General features: G+C 53.1%; 16 protein-coding genes, 4 pseudogenes and 1 riboswitch. Of the genes and pseudogenes, 5 read left to right on the top strand and 15 right to left on the bottom strand.

Translation table 11 applies throughout. The features are described from left to right. Nucleotides 1-128: 128 nt before the first annotated feature. Nucleotides 129-1,310 carry a Na+/H+ antiporter NhaA gene (gene nhaA / locus FNY10_RS25940; protein WP_004194048.1) on the bottom strand — a complete coding sequence of 394 codons (1,182 nt, stop codon included), beginning with the start codon at nt 1,308-1,310 and terminating at the stop codon, nt 129-131. Between the two features lie 534 nt (nt 1,311-1,844). Here nhaA and FNY10_RS25935 point away from each other — a divergent pair. Beyond that, entirely contained in the window at nt 1,845-2,171 is a 327-nt protein-coding gene (locus FNY10_RS25935) for a DMT family transporter (RefSeq protein ID WP_099743457.1), read from the top strand. A gap of 59 nt (nt 2,172-2,230) precedes the next feature. On the opposite strand, the gene crcB is transcribed toward FNY10_RS25935, so the two are convergent. From crcB to FNY10_RS25920, 3 genes and pseudogenes are all read right to left on the bottom strand, one after another. Next, complete coding sequence (gene crcB, locus FNY10_RS25930; RefSeq protein ID WP_099743455.1) at nt 2,231-2,605, bottom strand: fluoride efflux transporter CrcB; 375 nt, start codon at nt 2,603-2,605, stop codon at nt 2,231-2,233. Nucleotides 2,606-2,680: 75 nt separating this feature from the next. Then, a riboswitch (Fluoride riboswitch) is annotated at nt 2,681-2,751 on the bottom strand. A 50-nt stretch (nt 2,752-2,801) separates the two neighbouring features. Continuing rightward, nucleotides 2,802-3,629, bottom strand: a complete 828-nt coding sequence (locus tag FNY10_RS25925; RefSeq protein ID WP_099743453.1) for a universal stress protein — start codon at nt 3,627-3,629, stop codon at nt 2,802-2,804. 18 nt (nt 3,630-3,647) lie between these two features. After that, nucleotides 3,648-4,826, bottom strand: a pseudogene (locus FNY10_RS25920) (SulP family inorganic anion transporter); the annotation flags it as partial. A gap of 56 nt (nt 4,827-4,882) precedes the next feature. On the opposite strand from FNY10_RS25920, the gene FNY10_RS25915 reads away from it, so the two are divergent. Further along, nucleotides 4,883-5,587: an IS6-like element IS26 family transposase gene (locus FNY10_RS25915; protein WP_065800529.1), complete on the top strand. Its 705-nt coding sequence runs from the start codon at nt 4,883-4,885 to the stop codon at nt 5,585-5,587. A 59-nt stretch (nt 5,588-5,646) separates the two neighbouring features. Here the strand turns inward: FNY10_RS25915 and FNY10_RS25910 are convergent. Further along, a pseudogene (locus FNY10_RS25910) lies at nt 5,647-5,862 on the bottom strand (DUF4158 domain-containing protein); the annotation flags it as partial. 94 nt (nt 5,863-5,956) lie between these two features. Between FNY10_RS25910 and FNY10_RS25905 the strand changes: the two are divergent. Together FNY10_RS25905 and FNY10_RS25900 are read left to right on the top strand one after the other, a co-directional pair. Further along, on the top strand, nt 5,957-6,562 hold the full coding sequence (locus FNY10_RS25905) for a recombinase family protein (RefSeq protein WP_000509966.1): 606 nt from the start codon (nt 5,957-5,959) through the stop codon (nt 6,560-6,562). 262 nt (nt 6,563-6,824) lie between these two features. Continuing rightward, nucleotides 6,825-7,886: pseudogene (locus FNY10_RS25900) on the top strand (ISNCY family transposase); the annotation flags it as partial. 239 nt (nt 7,887-8,125) lie between these two features. Here the strand turns inward: FNY10_RS25900 and FNY10_RS25890 are convergent. The 7 genes from FNY10_RS25890 to glgB all read right to left on the bottom strand — a co-directional run bounded on the left by FNY10_RS25890 (nt 8,126) and on the right by glgB (nt 18,781). Then, nucleotides 8,126-8,404, bottom strand: a complete 279-nt coding sequence (locus FNY10_RS25890) for a hypothetical protein (RefSeq protein WP_160705109.1) — start codon at nt 8,402-8,404, stop codon at nt 8,126-8,128. Nucleotides 8,405-8,738: 334 nt separating this feature from the next. Further along, nucleotides 8,739-9,305 carry a LuxR C-terminal-related transcriptional regulator gene (locus FNY10_RS25885; RefSeq protein WP_004197678.1) on the bottom strand — a complete coding sequence of 189 codons (567 nt, stop codon included), beginning with the start codon at nt 9,303-9,305 and terminating at the stop codon, nt 8,739-8,741. 124 nt (nt 9,306-9,429) lie between these two features. Continuing rightward, a complete protein-coding gene (gene pgm, locus FNY10_RS25880; RefSeq protein ID WP_004197675.1) occupies nt 9,430-11,073 on the bottom strand; it encodes a phosphoglucomutase (alpha-D-glucose-1,6-bisphosphate-dependent) in 1,644 nt (547 codons plus the stop codon). Between the two features lie 113 nt (nt 11,074-11,186). Beyond that, on the bottom strand, nt 11,187-13,634 hold the full coding sequence (glgP, locus tag FNY10_RS25875) for a glycogen phosphorylase (RefSeq protein WP_087812715.1): 2,448 nt from the start codon (nt 13,632-13,634) through the stop codon (nt 11,187-11,189). Between the two features lie 18 nt (nt 13,635-13,652). After that, nucleotides 13,653-15,086 carry a glycogen synthase GlgA gene (gene glgA / locus FNY10_RS25870; RefSeq protein ID WP_004197677.1) on the bottom strand — a complete coding sequence of 478 codons (1,434 nt, stop codon included), beginning with the start codon at nt 15,084-15,086 and terminating at the stop codon, nt 13,653-13,655. Between the two features lie 89 nt (nt 15,087-15,175). Beyond that, a complete protein-coding gene (glgC, locus tag FNY10_RS25865; RefSeq protein WP_015632388.1) occupies nt 15,176-16,459 on the bottom strand; it encodes a glucose-1-phosphate adenylyltransferase in 1,284 nt (427 codons plus the stop codon). A 129-nt stretch (nt 16,460-16,588) separates the two neighbouring features. Continuing rightward, entirely contained in the window at nt 16,589-18,781 is a 2,193-nt protein-coding gene (gene glgB, locus FNY10_RS25860; RefSeq protein ID WP_004099052.1) for a 1,4-alpha-glucan branching enzyme, read from the bottom strand. A gap of 372 nt (nt 18,782-19,153) precedes the next feature. On the opposite strand from glgB, the gene FNY10_RS25855 reads away from it, so the two are divergent. Next, nucleotides 19,154-20,122, top strand: a complete 969-nt coding sequence (locus FNY10_RS25855; RefSeq protein ID WP_004099053.1) for an IS5-like element IS903B family transposase — start codon at nt 19,154-19,156, stop codon at nt 20,120-20,122. A gap of 57 nt (nt 20,123-20,179) precedes the next feature. Here the strand turns inward: FNY10_RS25855 and FNY10_RS25850 are convergent. The 3 genes and pseudogenes from FNY10_RS25850 to FNY10_RS25840 form a co-directional block, all read right to left on the bottom strand. Continuing rightward, nucleotides 20,180-20,749, bottom strand: a pseudogene (locus FNY10_RS25850) (substrate-binding domain-containing protein); the annotation flags it as partial. A 562-nt stretch (nt 20,750-21,311) separates the two neighbouring features. After that, the gene (locus tag FNY10_RS25845) at nt 21,312-21,512 is read right to left on the bottom strand and encodes a hypothetical protein (protein ID WP_022631502.1); all 201 of its coding nucleotides are present in this window, start codon (nt 21,510-21,512) and stop codon (nt 21,312-21,314) included. A gap of 300 nt (nt 21,513-21,812) precedes the next feature. Beyond that, complete coding sequence (locus FNY10_RS25840; protein ID WP_013815099.1) at nt 21,813-22,781, bottom strand: IS5-like element IS903B family transposase; 969 nt, start codon at nt 22,779-22,781, stop codon at nt 21,813-21,815. Nucleotides 22,782-22,805 lie beyond the last annotated feature (24 nt).

The following is a 22,805-nucleotide window of genomic DNA, read 5'->3' as shown; positions in this document are numbered from 1 at the left end:
TAAAATGTGAAAGATAGAAAGGTAATTATTTATAATAAAATTAAATAATTTCAATTTTCTCTTCAGAATATACACTGACAGTGTGAAAAAACCCCCGTTATCACGGGGATTTTCCTGTAGATAATACGTTACCTGACTTGCTTAGAAGGCGCAAAGCGCAGTATCAAAATACCGGCCAGAGCGGCCAGTATGGACCCTGCCAGAACCCCCACCTTGACCTCATCAACGAGCAGAGGGCTGCCTGTAAAGGCCAGATTGCCGATAAACAGGCTCATGGTAAAACCAATCCCACACAGTACCGAGACACCATAAACCTGTAACCAGGTACTTTTCTCTGGTCGTTTCGCCAGGCCCAGGCTGACGGCCAGTAGCGACAGGCCAAAGATACCTGCCTGTTTACCCAAAAACAGGCCCAGCGCCACGCCTACCGGAACCGGCGACAACAGGTCATTCATCGTCATGCCCGACAACGCGACGCCCGCATTGGCGAAGCCAAACAGCGGCAGTATCATAAACGTGACCCAGGGGTTGATGGCATGCTCAAGCCTGTCCAGAGGCACTTCATCAGCCGCATTCCTGGTTCGCAGCGGGATAAAGAACGCCAGCAGGATACCCGCGACGGTGGCATGCACGCCTGACTGAAGCATGAAAAACCACAGTACTCCCCCCGTCAGCAGATAGGGCAGCAGGCGCGTCACGCCGGCACGGTTCAGGCTAAACAGCAGAGCAACCATTGCCGCTGCACCACCCAGCATCAGAAGCGAAATGTTGCTGGTATAGAAGAGCGCGATGATAGCCACCGCCCCCATGTCATCCAGAATAGCCAGCGCCGACAGGAAAATTTTTAGCGAGACTGGCACACGACTGCCCAGTAAGGCGAGTACACCGAGCGCAAAAGCAATATCCGTGGCCGCCGGGATGGCCCAGCCGGAAAGGGTTTCGTCATGACCGGCATTAAACCCCACGTAAATCAGGGCAGGTACGGCCAGACCACCCAGTGCGGCAAAGCCCGGCAACGCACGCTGGCTCCAGGTGGCTAACTGGCCGGTGACAAGCTCACGCTTGATTTCCAGCCCGACCATCATAAAGAATACGGCCATCAGGGCATCGTTTATCCAGTGCTCAACGGACAGGCCTGCTGTTTTGTATTTCAGGAGTGTTTCATAACCTTCCCTGAGGGGCGAATTGGCCACGATGATAGCGGCTGCCGAAGCAATAATAAGCACAATACCGCCCGCTACAGGTGAACTGAAAAAATTAGAAACGGGCTTGATAACTTTTCTGGTTAATCCGATTGGGTTTTCTGTCACTTAATCTCCCCCTGAGATGTTGACTTACGAATTGTGAATCAGGCAACCCAGAGACTGTGCACTCCAAAAATGCAATGCACAGCCTGATTGACTGATGTAAGAAATTTAGATAATTAAATTAATAAGTTAAATTCGGTCGGTCTGTGGTTACATTTTATCATGCACCGTCAGGTAAATGGCCGCCTTCAGGTAAATTATCGTAAAGCGAAGCCTTGGCGGGGCTAGGGTGCGTTTCCATTCTGAGAAATTTGCTCAGTCTGTTTCCAGAACATGGCTGAAATTTACTATCCGCCGCGTGTCAGTAAATAGTATCTGTCAGTAAGAGCTGGCAACGTAAACTGACACGGGTAGTGATGGAAAATGATTACACAGGACACCGTTTGCAGACAGATGCTGCTCTGAGCCGCATTATCCTGAAAAGCCTGAACAGCAGCTGATGGATAATTATCCGTCCATGCCGGTGACGAATGGCTGTCAGAAAAGACATACCACAGGTCAAAATGGCGCATTTCGTTAACACTGAGGCCAGAAGTTTTGGGCTGGATATATTTATTGCTTGCCGGATGCTGTGAGATCTTTTACGCGGCGGCCATTCCGCGGACCGACGGGTTCACCCGGTTATGGCCAGGTGTTTTTTGCGCGGTTTTCATTTGCCTGAGCATGTACCTTCTGTCGCTGGCCACCCGGACTATTCCCGTGGGGACGGCTTATGCGGTATGGGTGGGGATCGGGGCGCTGGGTATGGGCGCTTATGGCATCACCATGCTGGGCGAAGACCGCAGTGCGCTGCGGATCTTCTGTTTTTTTCTCATTCTGTCCGGGATTACGGGACTGAAACTGCTGACCTCAGATGAGCGCTGACAGAAGCCTTTTAACTGGCTGGCACGGCAGTATGGTTGCCGCGCTTTTTTTCATCAGCATTACATCAGTGCGGTAACAAGGAAAAAACCAAGGGCGGTCATCATGATGGACCCCGTCACGTGTACCAGCAGTGAGGTAAAGGCCCAGCCGTAATTGCCGGCCTGCAGCAGCGTGAAGACCTCAGCTGAAAACGTGGAGAACGTGGTCATCCCGCCACACAGTCCGGTGATGACGAGCAGCCTCCACGCCAGGTCAATATGGGGATGGCGAAGAAACCAGGCCATTGCGGCACCGATGATAAACCCACCAACGAGGTTAACAACCAGCGTGCCCGTCGGCAGGCTGGGAAACAGGGCGTTCAGGCGTACGGCAAGCAGCCAGCGGATAATGCAGCCGGCAGAGCCGCCGATAATTACGGCCAGAAGTGACTTCACGGAATTGCCTCATTTTCAGAGGGAGTATGCGGCTATAAATTCACGATGGCCTGACATACTCCCGGTTAATGGAGAGTGATATCAGGCGTCATCAGCGCCTCTGAGGGAGCGGTTGGGGAAGGTGGAACGCCATCACCTTACGGTGATTCTGCCCTCGCGCGTAGGGTTTATCAAGTGATTATCCGGTACAACAGATTCATCGCAGCATCAGCAGGGGCTGGCGGGTTTCTGACAGCATTTCCGTGGTGTGGCTGCCGATAAAGTACCGTCGCAGCCGGGAGTGGCCGTAAGCCCCCATCACCGTGAGGTTGATGCCATTCTCATCCGCATACCGACACAGCGCACCGGTCACGGATGCGTCTTCCAGCTGACAGGCTTCTGTTGTGATACCGGCCTGCTGCAAAATGGCCTGTGCGTCCTGCAGGGCGGAGGTATCACCATTGACCATAACCAGATGACAGAGCAGGCCGTTCAGCAGTGGACTGACGGTCAGGCGCTTCAGGTTTTCACTGCTCGCCTCGCTGCCGTCATACGCAAACATCAAGCGCGAGGGCGCTGAAAAATCTTCCGGCACGACCAACACCGGCCGTTTCTGCAGCCTGATAACGCTTTCAAGATGGCTGCCCACCGTGCTCTCTGCGCCCCGGCGCCCCAGCACCATCAGGCGGGCATCGCCAAGTTCGGCCAGTATTTCGTCCAGCGCGCCGTGCTTCTGCAGCACCTGCGCATCCGGATAGCCCTTCTGTTTAACCAGTTCAGCGCAACCTGCCAGCATGGCCGTTCCCCGGGACATCAGCAGCCGGCTGCGTTCCCCCTCGATGCGGACCAGTTCACGGGTCAGCTGCTCGCGGCTGTCAATGCCTATAGTGCCGGTCAGGTCTGACACGGCGGGAGACGCATTTTTTTCCAGCACGTGAAGCAGAGCAAGTGGCGCTTCAAGCCTGGCGGCCGCCCAGGCCGCATACTCACAGACCGAACGGGTTGACGGAGAACCGTCAACGCAGGCAATAACGGTGTTCTTCATGATGCATTCTCCTGTGGATTAATGACCGCTCATCAGTTTTTCGACTTCTTCAGGCTTGTCATGCACGCCGAAGCGGTCAATGAGTGTGCGGGTTGCTTCATTCATACCCTTAATCTCCACCTCCGTGCCCTCACGGCGGAACTTGATTACCACCCGGTCCAGCGCGCTCACGGAAGTGATGTCCCAGAAGTGGGCGTGCGTCACGTCAATCACCACGCGCTCCACTGCCTCGCGGAAGTCAAAGTGGCCGGTAAACCGGTCGGAGGAGGCAAAGAAAACCTGCCCGGTCACGGTGTAGGTGCGGGTGCCATCTTTCAGCTCAGATGAGACCGCCATAAAGCGGGCTACCTTGGTGGCGAAGTTCAGTGAGGCAATCAGTACCCCGGTCAGCACGCCGAACGCCAGGTTATGCGTAACCACAACCACCACAACAGTGGCCAGCATTACCACGCTGGTTGAAAGAGGATGCGTGCGCAGGTTGCCAATCGACTGCTAGGAGAACGTTCCGATGGATACCATGATCATCACCGCGACCAGCGCCGCCATGGGGATCTGTGACACCCACTGACGCAGGAACACTACCATCAGCAGCAGCACCACGCCCGCGGTCAGCGTGGAAAGCCGCCCCCGGCCGCCGGATTTCACGTTAATCACCGACTGACCAATCATGGCGCAGCCAGCCATCCCGCCGATAAATGAAGTACAGATATTGGCCACGCCCTGCGCTTTGCACTCGCGGTTCTTGTCGCTCGGCGTATCGGTCATGTCGTCCACAATGGTGGCGGTCATCATCGACTCCAGCAGGCCCACCACGGCGAGACCGGCGGAGTACGGCAGGATAACCAGCAGCGTGTCCAGGTTCAGTGGAATGTCGGGTATCAGGAACACCGGCAGGCTGTCCGGCAGTTTGCCCATATCGCCCACGGTGCGCACGTCCAGGTGCAGCCACATGGAAATGGCGGTAAGCACAAGAATGCAGACCAGCGGCGAGGGGAGGGTTTTGTTGATATACGGAAAGAGATAGATGATGCCAAGGCCGGCGGCGGTCAGGGCGTACACGTGCCAGGTGACGTTAGTAAGCTCCGGCAGTTGCGCCATGAATATCAGAATGGCCAGCGCGTTAACAAAGCCGGTAACCACCGAGCGGGATACGTAGCGCATCAGGCTGCCCAGCTTAAGGTAACCGGCAAGGCACTGTTGCAAATAGTCGGTGGTGATAAACTTATCATCCCCTTTTGCTGATGGAGCTGCACATGAACCCATTCAAAGGCCGGCATTTTCAGCGTGACATCATTCTGTGGGCCGTACGCTGGTACTGCAAATACGGCATCAGTTACCGTGAGCTGCAGGAGATGCTGGCTGAACGCGGAGTGAATGTCGATCACTCCACGATTTACCGCTGGGTTCAGCGTTATGCGCCTGAAATGGAAAAACGGCTGCGCTGGTACTGGCGTAACCCTTCCGATCTTTGCCCGTGGCACATGGATGAAACCTACGTGAAGGTCAATGGCCGCTGGGCGTATCTGTACCGGGCCGTCGACAGCCGGGGCCGCACTGTCGATTTTTATCTCTCCTCCCGTCGTAACAGCAAAGCTGCATACCGGTTTCTGGGTAAAATCCTCAACAACGTGAAGAAGTGGCAGATCCCGCGATTCATCAACACGGATAAAGCGCCCGCCTATGGTCGCGCGCTTGCTCTGCTCAAACGCGAAGGCCGGTGCCCGTCTGACGTTGAACACCGACAGATTAAGTACCGGAACAACGTGATTGAATGCGATCATGGCAAACTGAAACGGATAATCGGCGCCACGCTGGGATTTAAATCCATGAAGACGGCTTACGCCACCATCAAAGGTATTGAGGTGATGCGTGCACTACGCAAAGGCCAGGCCTCAGCATTTTATTATGGTGATCCCCTGAGCGAAATGCGCCTGGTAAGCAGAGTTTTTGAAATGTAAGGCCTTTGAATAAGACAAAAGGCTGCCTCATCGCTAACTTTGCAACAGTGCCCTTCACGCGGGATCATCTCACCAGGAGCCAGTGCACGGCCCGGATATCGTAAGGCACAAAGTTGCAGGGCAAAGCCAATCCTGTTTTCCGGTCTGCGGCGCTGCCTAATGTTTTCCAGGTCATCATCGCCCAGCGTGTAGAACTTCAGTAGCGACAGTTCGTCCGTGGGCAGATCGAACAGCGCTGCTCGCTGCCGTTCGGTGAAAATATGGCGTCGTGACATACAAATTCGTCCCTTTTGAAGTATAGTCTGTTTTGGACAACAGCCAGCCCATATAAATCAGGGCGTTCCGATACAAAAATCCAGGAGGGTTCAATTGGGACATCGTGCCGCCATTTACTGCCGGGTTTCAACAGCGGATCAGTCTTGTGAACGCCAGGAATTTGATCTGCGAGCCTTCGCCGGCCGTGCCGGCTACGACGTGGTGGGAATATTTAAGGAAACAGGTTCAGGAACTAAACTCGACCGGGCCGAGCGAAAGAAAGTCCTGGCGCTTGCCCAGTCCAGACAAATTGATGCAATCCTGGTCACTGAGCTTTCCCGGTGGGGGCGCTCGACGCTCGATCTGCTCAATACGCTACGTGAACTGGAGAACTGGAAGGTTTCCGTGATAGCCATGAATGGAATGGCGTTCGATCTTTCGTCGCCGTATGGACGAATGCTGGCGACGTTTCTTTCCGGCATTGCGGAGTTTGAGCGGGATCTCATCAGCGAGCGGGTCAAGTCAGGCCTTGCTGTTGCGAAGGCACGTGGTAAGAGGCTTGGTCGTCAGGCCGGAGTGCGACCAAAATCAGACCGACTTTTGCCTAAGGTGGTTGCGATGAGGGCCGAGGGACGCAGCTATCGCTGGATCGCACGCGAGCTCGGTATCAGCAAGAATACCGTCGCTGACATCGTGCAACGACACAGAGCTAACGCTTAGGGTGTCATTTCGCCCTCAGCCGGAACCGACCCCTAATTCGTCGTGACTCCCCCACGAATGACTAATAAAAATATTTAAATCTCTAGCCATAAATCCCCCGCAATTATTAGTTATATTCCCATTAATAATATGGGGACTGTGACTTAGTTTATCAAGGGTATCATCGGGAAAAACCTCACTAACACAGAGGCTTATGTTAATTCATTAAAAACAGAAAGTTATCGTCTTGGCGTGGTTTTTTACATCATTGACCGTCAAACCCCTACGTAAGCTTATGACCCGGGATGGTTTATGGATCCCTCGTAAGTTACGGCCACCTCGTGTGCATCAGCCACGCCCACGTCGGGCCTGCACCGGCGAACTCATCCAGATTGATGGCAGTGAACATCGCTGGTTCGAGGACCGTGGTCCGGCCTGCACGCTGCTCGTTTACGTTGATGATGCAACAAGTCGGTTGATGCAGCTTCTGTTCGTCAGTTCGGAGTCCACGTTCACCTATTTTGAAGCCACCCGGGGATATCTGGAGCGCTACGGTAAGCCTCTGGCATTCTACAGCGACAAAGCCAGCGTCTTCAGGATCAACAACAAGCAGGCCACCGGCGGAGATGGCCAGACTCAGTTTGGTCGTGCCATGAACGAGCTGAATATCACTGGTATCTGTGCCAACACCAGTTCAGCCAAGGGGCGTGTTGAACGGGCTCATCTGACATTACAGGACCGCCTGGTCAAGGAACTGCGGCTCCGCGGTATCAGCACACCTGAGGCTGCAAACGCCTTTGCTGATGAGTTCATGGAAGATTACAACCGTCGGTTTGCAAAGCCGCCACGTCACGATTTTGACGTACATCGCCAGCTGGATAATGGCGAAAACCTGCAGGCGACATTCACCTGGCGCGAGCAGCGTAAGGTCTCGAAAAACCTGACATTACAGTATGATAAAAAGCTTTATCTGCTTGAAGATAATGAAGAAAACCGGCGTTTTCAGGGGAAGTACATCGAGGTATGGCAATACCCGGATGGTGACATTGAGCTCCGGGCCAGCGGCACTTCCCTGCCCTTTACCACTTACGACCGACTGGGAGAACTGGACCAGGGCGCCATCATCGACAACAAGCGTCTGGGACGTGCCCTGGAAATGATAAAGCTGGTTCAGGACAAACGGGACAACACCCGCTCACAGGCCCTGCCATCACTGGACGGCCAGACCTCACGCAGAAAGAAACAACCCGGCAAGAAATCACAACGAAGTCTGGACCATAACGACATGCTGGAAGCCCTGCAGCAACTTCAGACCCGGAGTAAAGACATCTTCGGCAAAGGCTGAAACATAACCTACATGCGGACATTTCAATTTAGATTGATGTTCAGGATAAACGCGATAACAACCGTTCACAGGCGATCCCTGCCGGTGATGGCTCTTTGCGGCGGCGCAGAAAACCAACAGAGAAATAATCGCAGCGCTCACTGAACGGCGACGACATGTTAGATGCGTTGAAGACATTGCAGTCACGTTCTGAGAAAAGTTCCAATGTTTAACGAGCGATTAAAAAATATATTAAATCATTATTCTCTCATTTCTCTGTTGCAATACTTACCTCCCAGGGCCTGTGTAATTCTGTCACCAAATAGTATCGTCAGACTACGATCATAGTAAATGGTTTCACCAGTGATAGATTCATGCTTTAATATTATCCCATAGCCATATCTTTCAAGCATATTCATACCCACCCTTGCCAAATTGTAAGAATAATTTATTCCCCAAATGGAACCATTTCTTCCTTCAAAAAACTCCGCTCTGTAATATCTTTTTAGAAATTCATAGTGTGCGTCTTCACTAAACATACCCCCTCCCGCTACAGAATTTACATAACAGTTTTTTATAATAAAAAGATGAAATGCATAAATATATATCCCGTTTTTCCTCTGCCGCCCACCATTCACAGATAGAGGATATAATCCTATATTATTTATTGTATGCTTAAATCATTTGATGACTATAGTTTCATATATTTTCATCATGTTAGCACCCATGATGTATGTTTATTTTTTCTGAAGCATACCAATAATCAAACCCCGTTCAACATAACAACATAAAATAATTTATAACAAATTTAGTTGAAACTTAATATATGAAATAGTGACTTTCCATAAGCAGATCATTAGTTTATAGGGCATCCTAACGATGCAGGCTCCTCCTGGCAAAACTGTCGATGATGAGATTTTTTTTGCGGTATATTCCACTTATTTTGGTGGTATTCAGTTTATGCAAAACAATACCGACAAAAGACTGAACCGTTTTTTTGGAGATCAGCAGGCTACGGGAAATTTCATCTATCGAATAACCATTTAAAATCATATTGATAACATGTGTTTCTCTTTTGGTAAATGACAACTTGTCCCTCTTCAGATTGATCCCCATTTTTTTAAACGCCTGCCTCATCATGAGATATTCATTACCGCTTAATTCAGTGTCAATGCATACCGCTTCACGCCCTGTCCCGCTCATTCCTGACGCCGGTTTTAATAAAAAGATAAGATTGACCGGTGAAATGTGTAGGTACTTGAGACGTTCGGCATCGCCGGTGTTCAGCTCTGACTCCACAATCACCACATCGCTGTTGCTGAAGGCAATATCGCTGACCCGTGAAAACACAACCCTGTTGACGGAGAGGCTGTTGTCGCTGAACATACATTTCAGACCTACAAGCATGAAATTATTATTGGTAATAACATAGATATTCATATAGTCCCCGCAGCAATACCTTTTGCGAAGCGTCCCGTTCCTTATGTTCTGACAAAGTGGTGCCTGTATTGGTGTCGCCGGGTAACTATGACGTACTCCGGCTCAGCGGAGTACGTCAACTGCTCTACTGGTGCGCCGCTAGCACGCTATTCACGATTTCCACCGCTTCTTTCTCGATCTGCTTGCGATGTGCTTCCCCGAGGAAGCTCTCGCAGTAGATCTTGTAAGCGTCTTCCGTACCTGACGGTCGGGCGGCGAACCAGCCGTTGTCGGTCATCACTTTCAGGCCACCAATCGATGCGCCGTTGCCCGGCGCGGCGGTCAGACGCGCAGTGATCGGGTCACCCGCCAGCTGACTGGCCCTGACCATTTCCGGCGACAGCTTCGACAGCACCGCTTTCTGTGCGGAAGTGGCCGAAGCCTGCAGCCGGTTATAGCTCGGCGCGCCGAAGCGGGCGGCCAGTTCGTCGTAGTGCTCCTGCGGGTTTTTACCGGTGACGGCGGTGATTTCCGCCGCCAGCAGGCACATGATGATCCCGTCTTTGTCGGTCGACCACGGCGTTCCGTCAAAACGCAGGAACGAGGCGCCCGCGCTCTCTTCTCCGCCGAAGCCGAAGCTGCCGTCGAACAGGCCGTCAACAAACCATTTAAAGCCCACCGGCACTTCAACCAGCCTGCGGCCGAGGTCGTTCACCACACGGTCGATCATCGCGGAAGAGACCAGCGTCTTGCCCACCGCCACATCCTGGCCCCACTGCGGGCGATGCTGGAACAGGTAGTTAATCGCCACCGCCAGATAGTGGTTCGGGTTCATCAGCCCTGCCGGCGTGACGATGCCGTGACGGTCATAATCTGGATCGTTAGCAAAAGCCAGGTCAAACTTATCGCGCAGCGCCAGCAGGCCCGCCATTGCGCACTCAGATGAGCAGTCCATGCGAATGGCGCCGTCTTTATCCAGATGCATAAAGCGGAAGGTTTGATCGACGTGATCGTTGACGATAGTCAGGTCGAGCTTGTAGTGCCCGGCAATACGTTTCCAGTATTCGATACCGGACCCGCCCAGCGGATCGATCCCGAGCTTGAGGCCGGCTTTCTGAATTGCCGCCATGTCGACGATATCCGCCAGCCCTTCGATAAACGGCTGTACCAGATCCTGCTTTTTAACATGACCGGATGCCAGTGCCGCATCGAGGGAGATGCGCCTGACGCCCTGCAGACCCGAGGCCAGCAGTTCGTTAGCGCGATTCTCTACCACTTTGGTGACGTTGGTATCCGCCGGGCCGCCGTTCGGCGGGTTGTACTTAATACCGCCATCTTCCGGCGGGTTATGAGACGGCGTGATCACGATGCCGTCTGCCAGCGGACCACCTTTTTTGTTGTGCACCAGGATGGCATTGGAAATGGCCGGCGTCGGGGTGAAACCGTTGTGTTCCTGCACGATAACATCAACGCCGTTGGCCGCCAGCACTTCCAGTACGGAAATAAAGGCCGGTTCGGAGAGCGCGTGGGTATCTTTACCCACGTAGCAGGGACCGGTAATCCCGTTCCTGGCGCGGTCTTCCGCAATCGCCTGCGCGATCGCCAGAATATGCTGCTCATTGAAGTTATGGCGCCCTGCACTGCCACGATGGCCAGAGGTACCAAACTTCACCGCATGCTCCGCGTTGCCCGCTTCCGGCCTCAGTACGTAGTACTGCGCGGTCAGCTGAGCGACGTTAATCAAATCACTCTGTTGTGCAGGCTCCCCTGCGCGTTTACTGTCCGTCATTTTTCTCTCCTGTCATATCCGTCAGGCTTATTTATGTGTTGCTGCCGGGTCGCTCATCGACGGGGCCGGTCTCCTGCCACCCGCCCCGGCGTTTCCTGGTTGTCAGTACGCGCTCAGAGTTGCGTTTTGTCGATATACCAGATCTTTTGCGCATACTCCCGCACCGTACGGTCCGATGAAAAATAGCCCATGTGGGTTATGTTGAGCATCGCTTTGGCGGTCCACTCTTCCGGGGTTCGGTAGAGCGCATCCACCTTGTCCTGACAGTCAACATAGCTGCGGTAATCGGCCAGCACCTGATAGTGGTCGCCAAAGTTGATCAGCGAATCCAGCAGACCGCGATAGCGGCCCGGCTCCTGTGGGCTGAACACCCCGGTCCCCATCTGGGTCAGCGCCTGGCGCAGCTCTTGATCCTGGTCGTAGTAATCACGCGGCTGATAACCGTTGCTGCGCAGCGCCTCGACCTCTGCAGCGGTATTACCGAAGATAAAGATATTGTCCTCACCCACGTGCTCCAACATCTCAACGTTGGCGCCGTCCAGCGTGCCAATGGTCAGCGCACCGTTGAGGGCGAACTTCATATTACTGGTCCCGGAGGCTTCAGTCCCTGCCAGCGAAATCTGCTCAGAAAGGTCCGCGGCCGGAATGATCATCTGCGCCAGACTGACGCTGTAGTTGGGAATGAACACCACCTTTAGTCTGTCGCCAATCTGCGGATCGCTGTTGATGACTTTGGCGACGTCGTTTATCAGATGGATGATCTGTTTTGCCGTGTGGTAAGCGGACGCGGCTTTGCCGGCGAAAATCACCACTCGCGGCACCCATTCGGCCTGCGGGTCCGCCTTGATACGGTTGTAGCGGGTGATCACATGCAGCACATTCATCAGCTGGCGTTTATATTCGTGGATCCGTTTAATTTGCACATCAAACAGCGCGTTCGGGTTCACCACCACGCCCAGCTGACGGGCGATATAATCGGCCAGACGCTGTTTATTCGCCAGTTTGGCGGCGCTGACGGCCTGGTTAACCAGCGGATAATCCTGATATTCCCCCATTTCGCTCAGCTGGCTTAAATCCGTTCGCCAGGTCTGGCCGATATGGCGGTCCAGAACCGCGGCAAGGGACGGGTTAGCGGCAGCCAGCCAGCGGCGCGGCGTGACGCCGTTAGTCACGTTGGTGAAGCGGCGCGGAAAGATTCTGGCGAAATCGGCAAATAGCGACTCCACCATCAGCCGGGAGTGCAGTTCCGACACGCCGTTAACCTTGTGACTGACCACTACCGCCAGCCAGGCCATCCGCACGCGGCGACCATTGGACTCATCAATAATCGAGGTCCGGCTCAGCAACGCCATATCATCGGGATAGTGCTCCTGCATCGTTTTCAGAAAATAGTCATTAATCTCGAAGATAATCTGCAAATGGCGCGGCAGGATTTTCCCCAGCATATCGACAGGCCAGGTCTCCAGCGCTTCGCTCATCAGGGTATGGTTGGTGTAGGAGAAGACCCGACAGGTCACCTCAAACGCGTCATCCCAGCTGAAGCGGTGTTCGTCAATCAGCAGACGCATCAGCTCCGGGATCGACAGCACCGGATGGGTGTCATTGAGGTGGATAGCAATTTTATCCGCCAGGTTGTCATAGGTTTGATACAGCTGGTAATGACGGGTGAGGATGTCCTGTACCGTCGCCGAAACAAGGAAATACTCCTGACGCAGGCGCAGTTCACGCCCGGAATAGGTCGAGTCGTCCGGGTAAAGCACGCGGGAAACGTTCTCAGAGTGGTTCTTATCCTCCACGGCGGCGAAATAGTCCCCCTGGTTAAATTTACCGAGATTAATTTCACTGCTGGCCTGGGCACTCCACAAACGCAGGGTGTTGGTGGCATCGGTGTCATAACCCGGGATAATCTGATCGTAGGCCACGGCAATAATTTCTTCGGTTTCCAGCCAGCGTGAGTTTTTGCCCTCATGTTGAACACGTCCGCCAAAGCGCACGGTATAGCGGGTTTTATGGCGCTCGAATTCCCACGGGTTACCGTACTCCAGCCAGTAGTCCGGTGACTCCATCTGCCGGCCGTCGATGATGTTTTGCTTGAACATACCGTAGTCGTAGCGGATACCATAGCCGCGGCCTGGCAGCCCCAGTGTGGCCAGGGAATCGAGAAAACAGGCCGCCAGACGACCGAGACCGCCGTTGCCCAGCCCCGGATCGTTCTCCTCATCAATCAGCTCTTCCAGATCCAGCCCCATCCCTGCCAGAGCCGTTTTCACATCCTCATAGATGCCCAGCGACAGTAAGGCATTAGAGAGGGTTCGGCCGATGAGAAACTCCATCGACAGATAATAAACCTGCCGGGCCTGCTGCGAGATCCGCGCCCGATGCGCCCGCAGCCAACGTTCTACCAGCCGATCGCGAACGGCGAACAGCGTGGCGTTGAGCCATTCATGTTTATTGGCAAGTGAGGGCTCTTTACCAAGAATAAACATGAGCTTATAAGCGATAGCATGCTGTAGCGCTTCTTCATTCAGACTGGGTGAAATATAACTTAAGCGTGGTTCCATTTTTCTTATCCGTAGCAATTAAATAATACGCTGATACAACTGGTGGAAAGACTTAGCGGCAATTTGCCAGCTAAAATCCATGCTCATTGCCTGACGTTGCACGTACCGCCACAGCGATGGACGGGACCACAGGACAAAGGCCCGGTGGATGGCATGTAATAGTGATTCAGTCTCGCTGTCGGTAAACACAAATCCGCTCGCGATCCCGTCAGCAAGGTTTTCGAGCGAACAGTCGGCGACGGTATCCGCCAGTCCGCCGGTGCGACGAACCAGCGGCAATGTGCCGTAGCGAAGGCCATAGAGCTGGGTCAGACCGCAGGGTTCAAAACGGCTGGGCACCAGGATGACGTCGGCGCCGCCAATCATCTGATGCGACAGCGCCTCGTCGTAACCGATCCGGATACTCACCTGCCCGGAGTATTGCGCCGCAGCGGCAAGAAAACGGGCCTGCAAATCCGGGTCGCCGGATCCCAGTAGCGCCAGCTGCCCTCCCTGCGCAATGATTCCCGGCAGTGCGCCAAGGAGCAGATCCAGCCCCTTCTGGCTGGTGAGCCGGCTCACGACGGTGAACAACAGCGCCCGGCCGTCCTCCTTCAGCCCCAGCGTCGTCTGCAGCTGCTGCTTGTTCTTCGCTTTCTCAGCCAGCGAGTTCCGGTCGTAAGGCGCAGCCAGCAGCGGATCGCGGCGCGGATCCCAGATGCTTTCGTCGACGCCGTTAAGGATCCCCGACAGTCGCCCTTCCCGCTGACGTTGCCGCAGCAACTCTTCCAGACCGAACGCGTACTGCGGTTCGGTAATTTCACGGGCATACGTCGGGCTGACGGTGGTGATATGGTCAGCGAAATAGAGGCCCGCCTTAAGGAAGGAGATCTGTCCTTTAAACTCCACCCCATGCATCTGGAAGAATGACCACGGTAAAGCGATCTCCGCCATATGCCGGGCGAGGAACAAGCCCTGATAGGCAATGTTGTGCACCGTAAACACTGACCTGGCGGGGTTGCCGCGGGCGGCCAGATAAGCCGGCGTGAGGCCCGCATGCCAGTCATGGGCGTGGACGATTTCAGGCCGCCAGAACGGATCCAGACCGCCAGCAAGCTCAGCCGCGACCCAACTCAACAGCGCGAAACGCAGGACGTTATCGGGATAATCCTGCATCTGCGGGTCATGATAAGGATTACCCGGTCGGTCATAGAGATGCGGGGCATCAATCAGATAGATGCCCACGCCGTTAAAGTCGCCAAACAACAGCGTCATCGGCCCGGCGAAGGTCTCCCTGCTGGCCACCACCTGCGGTTCCCCTACTCCGTCGCGGATCGCGGGAAACCCCGGCAGCAGCACGCGGGTATCCACGCCCTCGGCTATTTGCGCCGCCGGGAGAGCACCGGTCACATCAGCCAGCCCCCCCGTTTTCAACAGAGGGAACATCTCCGCTCCTACATGTAAAACTCGCATGGATGCTCCTTAATTATTCAGGCATGAAGGCGACGCGATGCCAATGACGGCAATCACAGCTGCGGCAGCTTTTATTTCCGCCAACGGCTTCATAGTTCAAGTCGGTTCAGCATTTCTTTGGTAACCAGAACGATGCCTTCTTCCGAACGATAAAAGCGTCGCGCATCCTCAACGGCATTTTCGCCAATCACCGTCCCCTCCGGAATAACGCATCCCCGGTCGATCACGCAGCGTCTTATCCTGCAGGAGCGACCGACCCAGACGCCCGGTAATAAAACCGACGAATCAATATTACAGAACGAGTTAATCCGAACTCTGGAAAATAGAACCGACTGCACCACCACCGAGCCAGAAATAATACAGCCGCCGGAGACCAGAGAATTCATGGTCATGCCATGACTGCCGGAACGGTCCTGAACAAATTTGGCGCTGGGCAGCGATTCGACATAGGTACGGATAGGCCAGTTACGGTCATAAACGTCCAGCTCTGGCACTACTGAGGCTAAATCCAGATTCGCTTTCCAGTACGCCTCCAGGGTTCCGACATCGCGCCAGTATGGCTCGGCATTATTATCCGACTGAACGCAGGAGCGCGGGAACGGATGCGCATACGCTTCACCTGCCGCCGTTATCCTGGGAATAATATCTTTGCCAAAATCATGGGTGGAGTGTTCATCCCGATCGTCGTCTTCCAGCAGCTGGTAGAGATATTCCGCATCAAACACATAAATGCCCATACTGGCAAGCGAGCGGGTTTCATCGCCAGGAATGGTGGGCGGATTAGCCGGTTTTTCAACAAATTCAATGATTTTGTCATTCTCATCCACGGCCATGACGCCAAAAGCGCTTGCCTCTTCAACCGGGACCGGCAGGCAGGCCACGGTACAGCGCGCCCCTTTTTCAACGTGATCGAGCAGCATCCGCGAATAATCTTGTTTATAGATATGGTCCCCGGCCAGAATAACGACATATTCCGCATCATAGCGGCGGATAATATCCAGATTCTGGGTCACGGCATCCGCCGTCCCCCGATACCAGTTCTCACCATGCACCCGCTGCTGCGCCGGTAATAAATCCACGAACTCATTCATTTCTTCGTTAAAGAATGCCCAGCCGCGTTGAATATGCTGCACCAGTGAATGGGACTGATATTGTGTAATGACCCCGATACGTCTTATTCCGGAGTTAATACAATTCGATAAAGCAAAATCAATAATTCTGAATTTACCGCCGAAATGCACCGCAGGTTTTGCGCGAATAGTGGTCAGGTCTTTTAATCGTGTGCCACGTCCGCCGGCGAGGATCAGGGCCACGGATTTAAGCGGTAACTGGCGCGACAGCATTAAGTTGTCAGTATATTCAAGTTTACTCATAATAATGTCCTGCTATTAAATAAAAGCCATAAAAGAAAATAATGAAGAAAAAGCCTCACTCTTCTGCAAAATAATTCAGAAGTGATCACCTCCGGTAATAAGTCAGCTGCAATAAATCAGCTGCGCGTTTTATTGCCCTGCAGATTCCCGTACCAGCCAGATTGTCGCCAGCGGCGGCAGAGTCACCGACAGCGAATGCTCCCGACCGTGGCTGGCGATCGCCTCGCTTGCCACGCAGCCGCCGTTGCCGGTGTTGCTCCCGTGGTAGTGCATCGAGTCGGTGTTCAGCTCTTCACGCCAGCGCCCCGGCTGGTTAATCCCGAAGCGATAGCCGTGACGCGGTACTGGCGTGAAGTTGCTCGCCACGATTATCTCGTTCCCGGCTTTATCGCGACGGACAAAGATAAACACCGACCGTTCATGGTCATCCACAACAAGCCATTCAAAGCCGTAGGGGTCAAAATCCAGTTCGTGCAGTGCCTTATGGTGGCGATAGGTATGGTTCAGATCGCGCACCAGACGCTGCACCCCGTGATGCCAGTTGTCGCCCCCTTCCAGCAGATGCCAGTCGAGGCTGGCGTCGTGGTTCCACTCCCGCCCCTGGGCAAACTCGTTGCCCATAAACAGCAGCTTTTTACCGGGGAAGGCAAACAGCCAGCCGTAGTAGGCGCGCAGGTTGGCGAACTTCTGCCAGGCATCGCCAGGCATCCGGTCAAGAATCGATTTTTTGCCGTGAACCACTTCATCGTGTGACAGCGGCAACACGAAGTTTTCGGTGTAGTTGTAGAGCATCCCGAAGGTCATCTTGTCGTGATGATAACGACGATAGATGGGATCGAGCTGCATATAGTCGAGGGTGTCATGCATCCAGCCGAGGTTCCATTTGAACCAGAAGCCAAGACCGCCCGTCGAAGACGGTCGTGTAACCCCGGCGAAGTCGGTGGACTCCTCCGCCATCGTGACCGCTCCCGGCGTCTGCTCACCGAGCACACGGTTGGTATTGCGCAGAAATTCAATCGCTTCGAGGTTTTCCCGGCCGCCGTACTCATTGGGCACCCACTCCCCCTCTTTGCGGCTGTAGTCGCGGTAGATCATTGACGCAACCGCATCCACGCGCAGGGCGTCGATCCCGAAGCGTTCAATCCAGTACAGCGCGTTCCCGACCAGAAAGTTGCTGACTTCACGGCGACCGTAGTTGTAGATCAGCGTATTCCAGTCCTGGTGATAACCTTCTCGCGGGTCGCTGTGTTCATACAACGCGGTGCCGTCGAACGATGCCAGCGCAAAGTCATCCGACGGGAAGTGGCCCGGCACCCAGTCGAGGATCACGTTCAGACCCGCGGCATGGGCAGCATTCAGGAAGTAGCGGAAGTCTTCACGGGTACCAAAACGGCGGGTCGGCGCGTACAGCCCGGTGGGCTGATAGCCCCAGCTGCCGTCGAACGGATGTTCGTTTACCGGCAGCAGCTCCAGATGGGTGAAGCCCATCCACTTCGCGTAAGGCACCAGCTGGTCCGCCAGCTCGCGGTAGCTGAGCCAGAAATGGTTATCGGCGTGGCGGCGCCACGAGCCAAGGTGCACTTCATAAATCGAAATCGGTGCATCAAACTGGTTGGCCTGCTGACGGGACTGTGGCTGTTCGACCTTTTCCGGCATGCCGCAGATAAGCGACGCGCTTTCCGGGCGCATCTGTGCCTCAAAGGCATACGGGTCGGATTTCACCCGCAGGTGGCCGTGGGCGTCAATCAGCTCGAACTTATACAGCTGGCCGTTATGCGCGCCGGGGACAAACAGCTCCCAGATGCCGGACTCTTTGCGCAGACGCATCGGGTGGCGGCGGCCGTCCCAGTAGTTGAACTGTCCGACCACCGACACACGACGGGCGTTCGGCGCCCAGACGGAAAAACGCGTCCCGGTGACGCCGTCCATGGTGTCGGCATGGGCTCCCAGCGTCTCGTAGGGCCGCAGATGAGTCCCTTCAGCGAGCAGCCAGGCATCAAGCTCCTGCAGCAGCGGGCCAAAGCGATAGGGGTCGTCAATCAGGTTTTGCTGACCGTGCCAGGTGACGGCCAGCTGGTAACGAAAAGGATTTTTCCGGCGCGGCAGAACGCCGCTAAAGAACCCGCGTGTGTCGAGGCATTCGAGTTTACCGACTTTGCGCCCGGTTTTCGGTTCAATCACCCATACATCGGTGGCATCGGGTAATAATGCGCGCACTTCCAGACCCGCATCGGTTGAGTGCATGCCAAGCACGGAAAATGGATCGGAACAATGACCTGCGAGAAGTGCGGAGATCGCACTTTTTTCATTATAATCAGACATGGCAGTCACCCTACTATCATCCTGCGGAAAGAATTAAAACGCCTCTTCCTGCTTTATTGATCCGGTAATATTCCGCTGCATGCTACGCATCGAAATATCAACACGTTATTCCAGAGCCTTAAGACATGTCGGTTGTCCACAAATAGAGAGTGATTAACCTCCTGAGAAGTGAGTTAAATGCGCTGTACGACTTCTGTATTATCTGTCTTCAGAATAATTACTCCTGATTTTCTTTCTGTGAGTAAACACTCATTTCTATATTAATGGGGAAACTAATTTTTATTTCGTCACGAATGATGAGTTTCCTTCTGCTGAATTCGTCAGATCGTATATAAAAAAAGGCTTTGTTGAATAAATCGAACTTTTGCTGAGTTGAAGGATCAGATCACGCATCTTCCCGACAACGCAGACCGTTCCGTGGCAAAGCAAAAGTTCAAAATCACCAACTGGCCCACCTACAATAAAGCCCTCATCAACCGTGGCTCCATAACTTTCTGGCTGGATGATGAAGCTATTCAGGCCTGGTATGAGTCAGCAACACCTTCTTCACGAGGCAGACCTCAGCGCTATTCTGACCTTGCCATCACGACTGTGCTGGTCATTAAACGCGTATTCAGGCTGACCCTGCGCGCTGCGCAGGGCTTTATTGATTCCATTTTTTCTCTGATGAACGTTCCGCTACGCTGCCCGGATTACAGCTGTGTCAGCAGGCGGGCAAAGTCGGTTAATGTCAGTTTCAAAACGCCCACCCGGGGTGAAATCGCACACCTGGTAATTGATTCCACCGGGCTGAAGGTCTTCGGTGAAGGCGAGTGGAAAGTCAAAAAGCATGGCCAGGAACGCCGCCGTATCTGGCGTAAGCTGCATCTCGCCGTTGACAGTAAAACACATGAAATCATCTGCGCTGACCTGTCGCTGAACAATGTGACGGACTCAGAAGCCTTCCCGGGTCTTATCCGGCAGACTCACAGAAAAATCAGGGCAGCATCGGCAGACGGCGCTTACGACACCCGGCTCTGTCACGATGAACTGCGGCGTAAGAAAATCAGCGCGCTTATCCCTCCCCGAAAAGGTGCGGGTTACTGGCCCGGTGAATATGCAGACCGTAACCGTGCAGTGGCTAATCAGCGAATGACCGGGAGTAATGCGCGGTGGAAATGGACAACAGATTACAACCGTCGCTCGATAGCGGAAACGGCGATGTACCGGGTAAAACAGCTGTTCGGGGGTTCACTGACGCTGCGTGACTACGATGGTCAGGTTGCGGAGGCTATGGCCCTGGTACGAGCGCTGAACAAAATGACGAAAGCAGGTATGCCTGAAAGCGTGCGTATTGCCTGAAAACACAACCCGCTACGGGGGAGACTTACCCGAAATCTGATTTATTCAACAAAGCCGTAAACGGGATGTCACTTCATGCATGTCAGGATATTTTTCTTTCTGATACTTAATCGCAAGGTCGGCCCAGTTATTATGCAGTGGTACAGTCAGTGAACCAACGTAAATCACATATCCACCTTTTCCACCCATATCTTTTGCAAGTTCATCTATATTGGCCTGAGCATATTTTTCGCTATCAATAGTTTCCACATCCCATTGAGCTATCTGCTTATCAGGGGACTCATGAGACAACACAACAATACCTTTATCCCGGGCTTTTTTTAATACAGGCTCCAGAACCGTTGCATCATTTGGTACAACGATAATTGCATTAACATTTTTAGCAATAAGGTCCTCAATGACTTTAACTTGTTGAGCCGGATCCGGGGTTGCTGGCCCTGTCTGATAGGCATTAACATTGAGTTTATCGGCAGCTTCCTTTACGCCAATCCCCATCCGGTTAAACCATGGGATACCATTGACTTTTGCAACCAAGGCAATTTCATATTTCTCTGCTGCGAATACTGAACCGGAAAAAATATATGCTGAAGACATAGCTACGCTAAGCAATGCAATTTTAAGTTTCATATTTTTGCCTTTCTGAACTGTAGGGGGTGGATGTCATGGAAAGATTACCGGTAAAGGGAATAGCTCAGGAAGTCAGGATTACGTAATTGTGAGTTATGCACATTAATGTTAAAATTCATGATTTTTTATGTTGATTTTGTGTTAAATAATGAGGGATTGATGGGGGAAGACAAAATAAAATGTTAATTAATGGTGGTTTTAAATCATATTATTTAACCATTTGATAACATTTCAGGGGTTTTAGGTGATGCCCGAATACAGCGAATTTAAGTCATAAAATTAATTTTTTATTTCGCATGTCTCATTAGTAATTTTTATCACCATAGATAAGTCTGCTGACCGGGGAACCAGCATGCGGAAAAAAGATATGTGATTTGCAGGGGTATACACCGATACGTGCATCAGCGACTGACAACGTCTCTTACTGGTAATGAGGAGCAGGGTGGAAAAATACTTTTTCTGCAAAGTCGTGAACCCCATCTGGGGGTGTTATCTGCCTTCACAGAGATGTTGCCGGAACACAATAATGAACAGGCCGGATTATGCTATCCGGCCTGTTGTGTCAACTTGGTGATTTTTCGACAAATAGATTGAGATGGTAGCGGTAGCTGTCGAGGAACCGGGATTTACATGCATCATTCATACTGCCGGTGACCTGTTCAACGTCCACTTTCCGCCCTTGTGAGTTCATCTGGGCCAGACTTAATGCAATAAAATCAAAATCTTTTGGATGAAACTTTTCTACGTGGTGTATTGCCTGCATATTCCTCCCTTTTAATCGCCATGAAGAGTAAGGTTTATGCTCTGCTATTTTCAGTATGGCCCAGCCTCTCGATATTCTCCTGCAGAGTCGCGAAAACTGTGAGGCCAGCCGCAGATTTTGTACTTTAGGGCGTTTCCTGCCGCCGCAATCCGCCTGTCAGGCCGTCTGGTGGAGGTAAATGCTGCCATGAAGTTGCAACCCAGAATGATTGAGCTGTCATCAGGCGTATGTTTTATTTTTTTATGGCTTTGTTGAATAAATCAGATTTCGGGTAAGTCTCCCCCGTAGCGGGTTGTGTTTTCAGGCAATACGCACGCTTTCAGGCATACCTGCTTTCGTCATTTTGTTCAGCGCTCGTACCAGGGCCATAGCCTCCGCAACCTGACCATCGTAGTCACGCAGCGTCAGTGAACCCCCGAACAGCTGTTTTACCCGGTACATCGCCGTTTCCGCTATCGAGCGACGGTTGTAATCTGTTGTCCATTTCCACCGCGCATTACTCCCGGTCATTCGCTGATTAGCCACTGCACGGTTACGGTCTGCATATTCACCGGGCCAGTAACCCGCACCTTTTCGGGGAGGGATAAGCGCGCTGATTTTCTTACGCCGCAGTTCATCGTGACAGAGCCGGGTGTCGTAAGCGCCGTCTGCCGATGCTGCCCTGATTTTTCTGTGAGTCTGCCGGATAAGACCCGGGAAGGCTTCTGAGTCCGTCACATTGTTCAGCGACAGGTCAGCGCAGATGATTTCATGTGTTTTACTGTCAACGGCGAGATGCAGCTTACGCCAGATACGGCGGCGTTCCTGGCCATGCTTTTTGACTTTCCACTCGCCTTCACCGAAGACCTTCAGCCCGGTGGAATCAATTACCAGGTGTGCGATTTCACCCCGGGTGGGCGTTTTGAAACTGACATTAACCGACTTTGCCCGCCTGCTGACACAGCTGTAATCCGGGCAGCGTAGCGGAACGTTCATCAGAGAAAAAATGGAATCAATAAAGCCCTGCGCAGCGCGCAGGGTCAGCCTGAATACGCGTTTAATGACCAGCACAGTCGTGATGGCAAGGTCAGAATAGCGCTGAGGTCTGCCTCGTGAAGAAGGTGTTGCTGACTCATACCAGGCCTGAATAGCTTCATCATCCAGCCAGAAAGTTATGGAGCCACGGTTGATGAGGGCTTTATTGTAGGTGGGCCAGTTGGTGATTTTGAACTTTTGCTTTGCCACGGAACGGTCTGCGTTGTCGGGAAGATACGTGATCTGATCCTTCAACTCAGCAAAAGTTCGATTTATTCA

Source organism: Klebsiella sp. Lac1 (assembly GCF_009825425.1).
GTDB classification, from domain to species: domain Bacteria; phylum Pseudomonadota; class Gammaproteobacteria; order Enterobacterales; family Enterobacteriaceae; genus Klebsiella; species Klebsiella electrica.
This window is presented reverse-complemented; position numbering and strand designations above follow the sequence as displayed.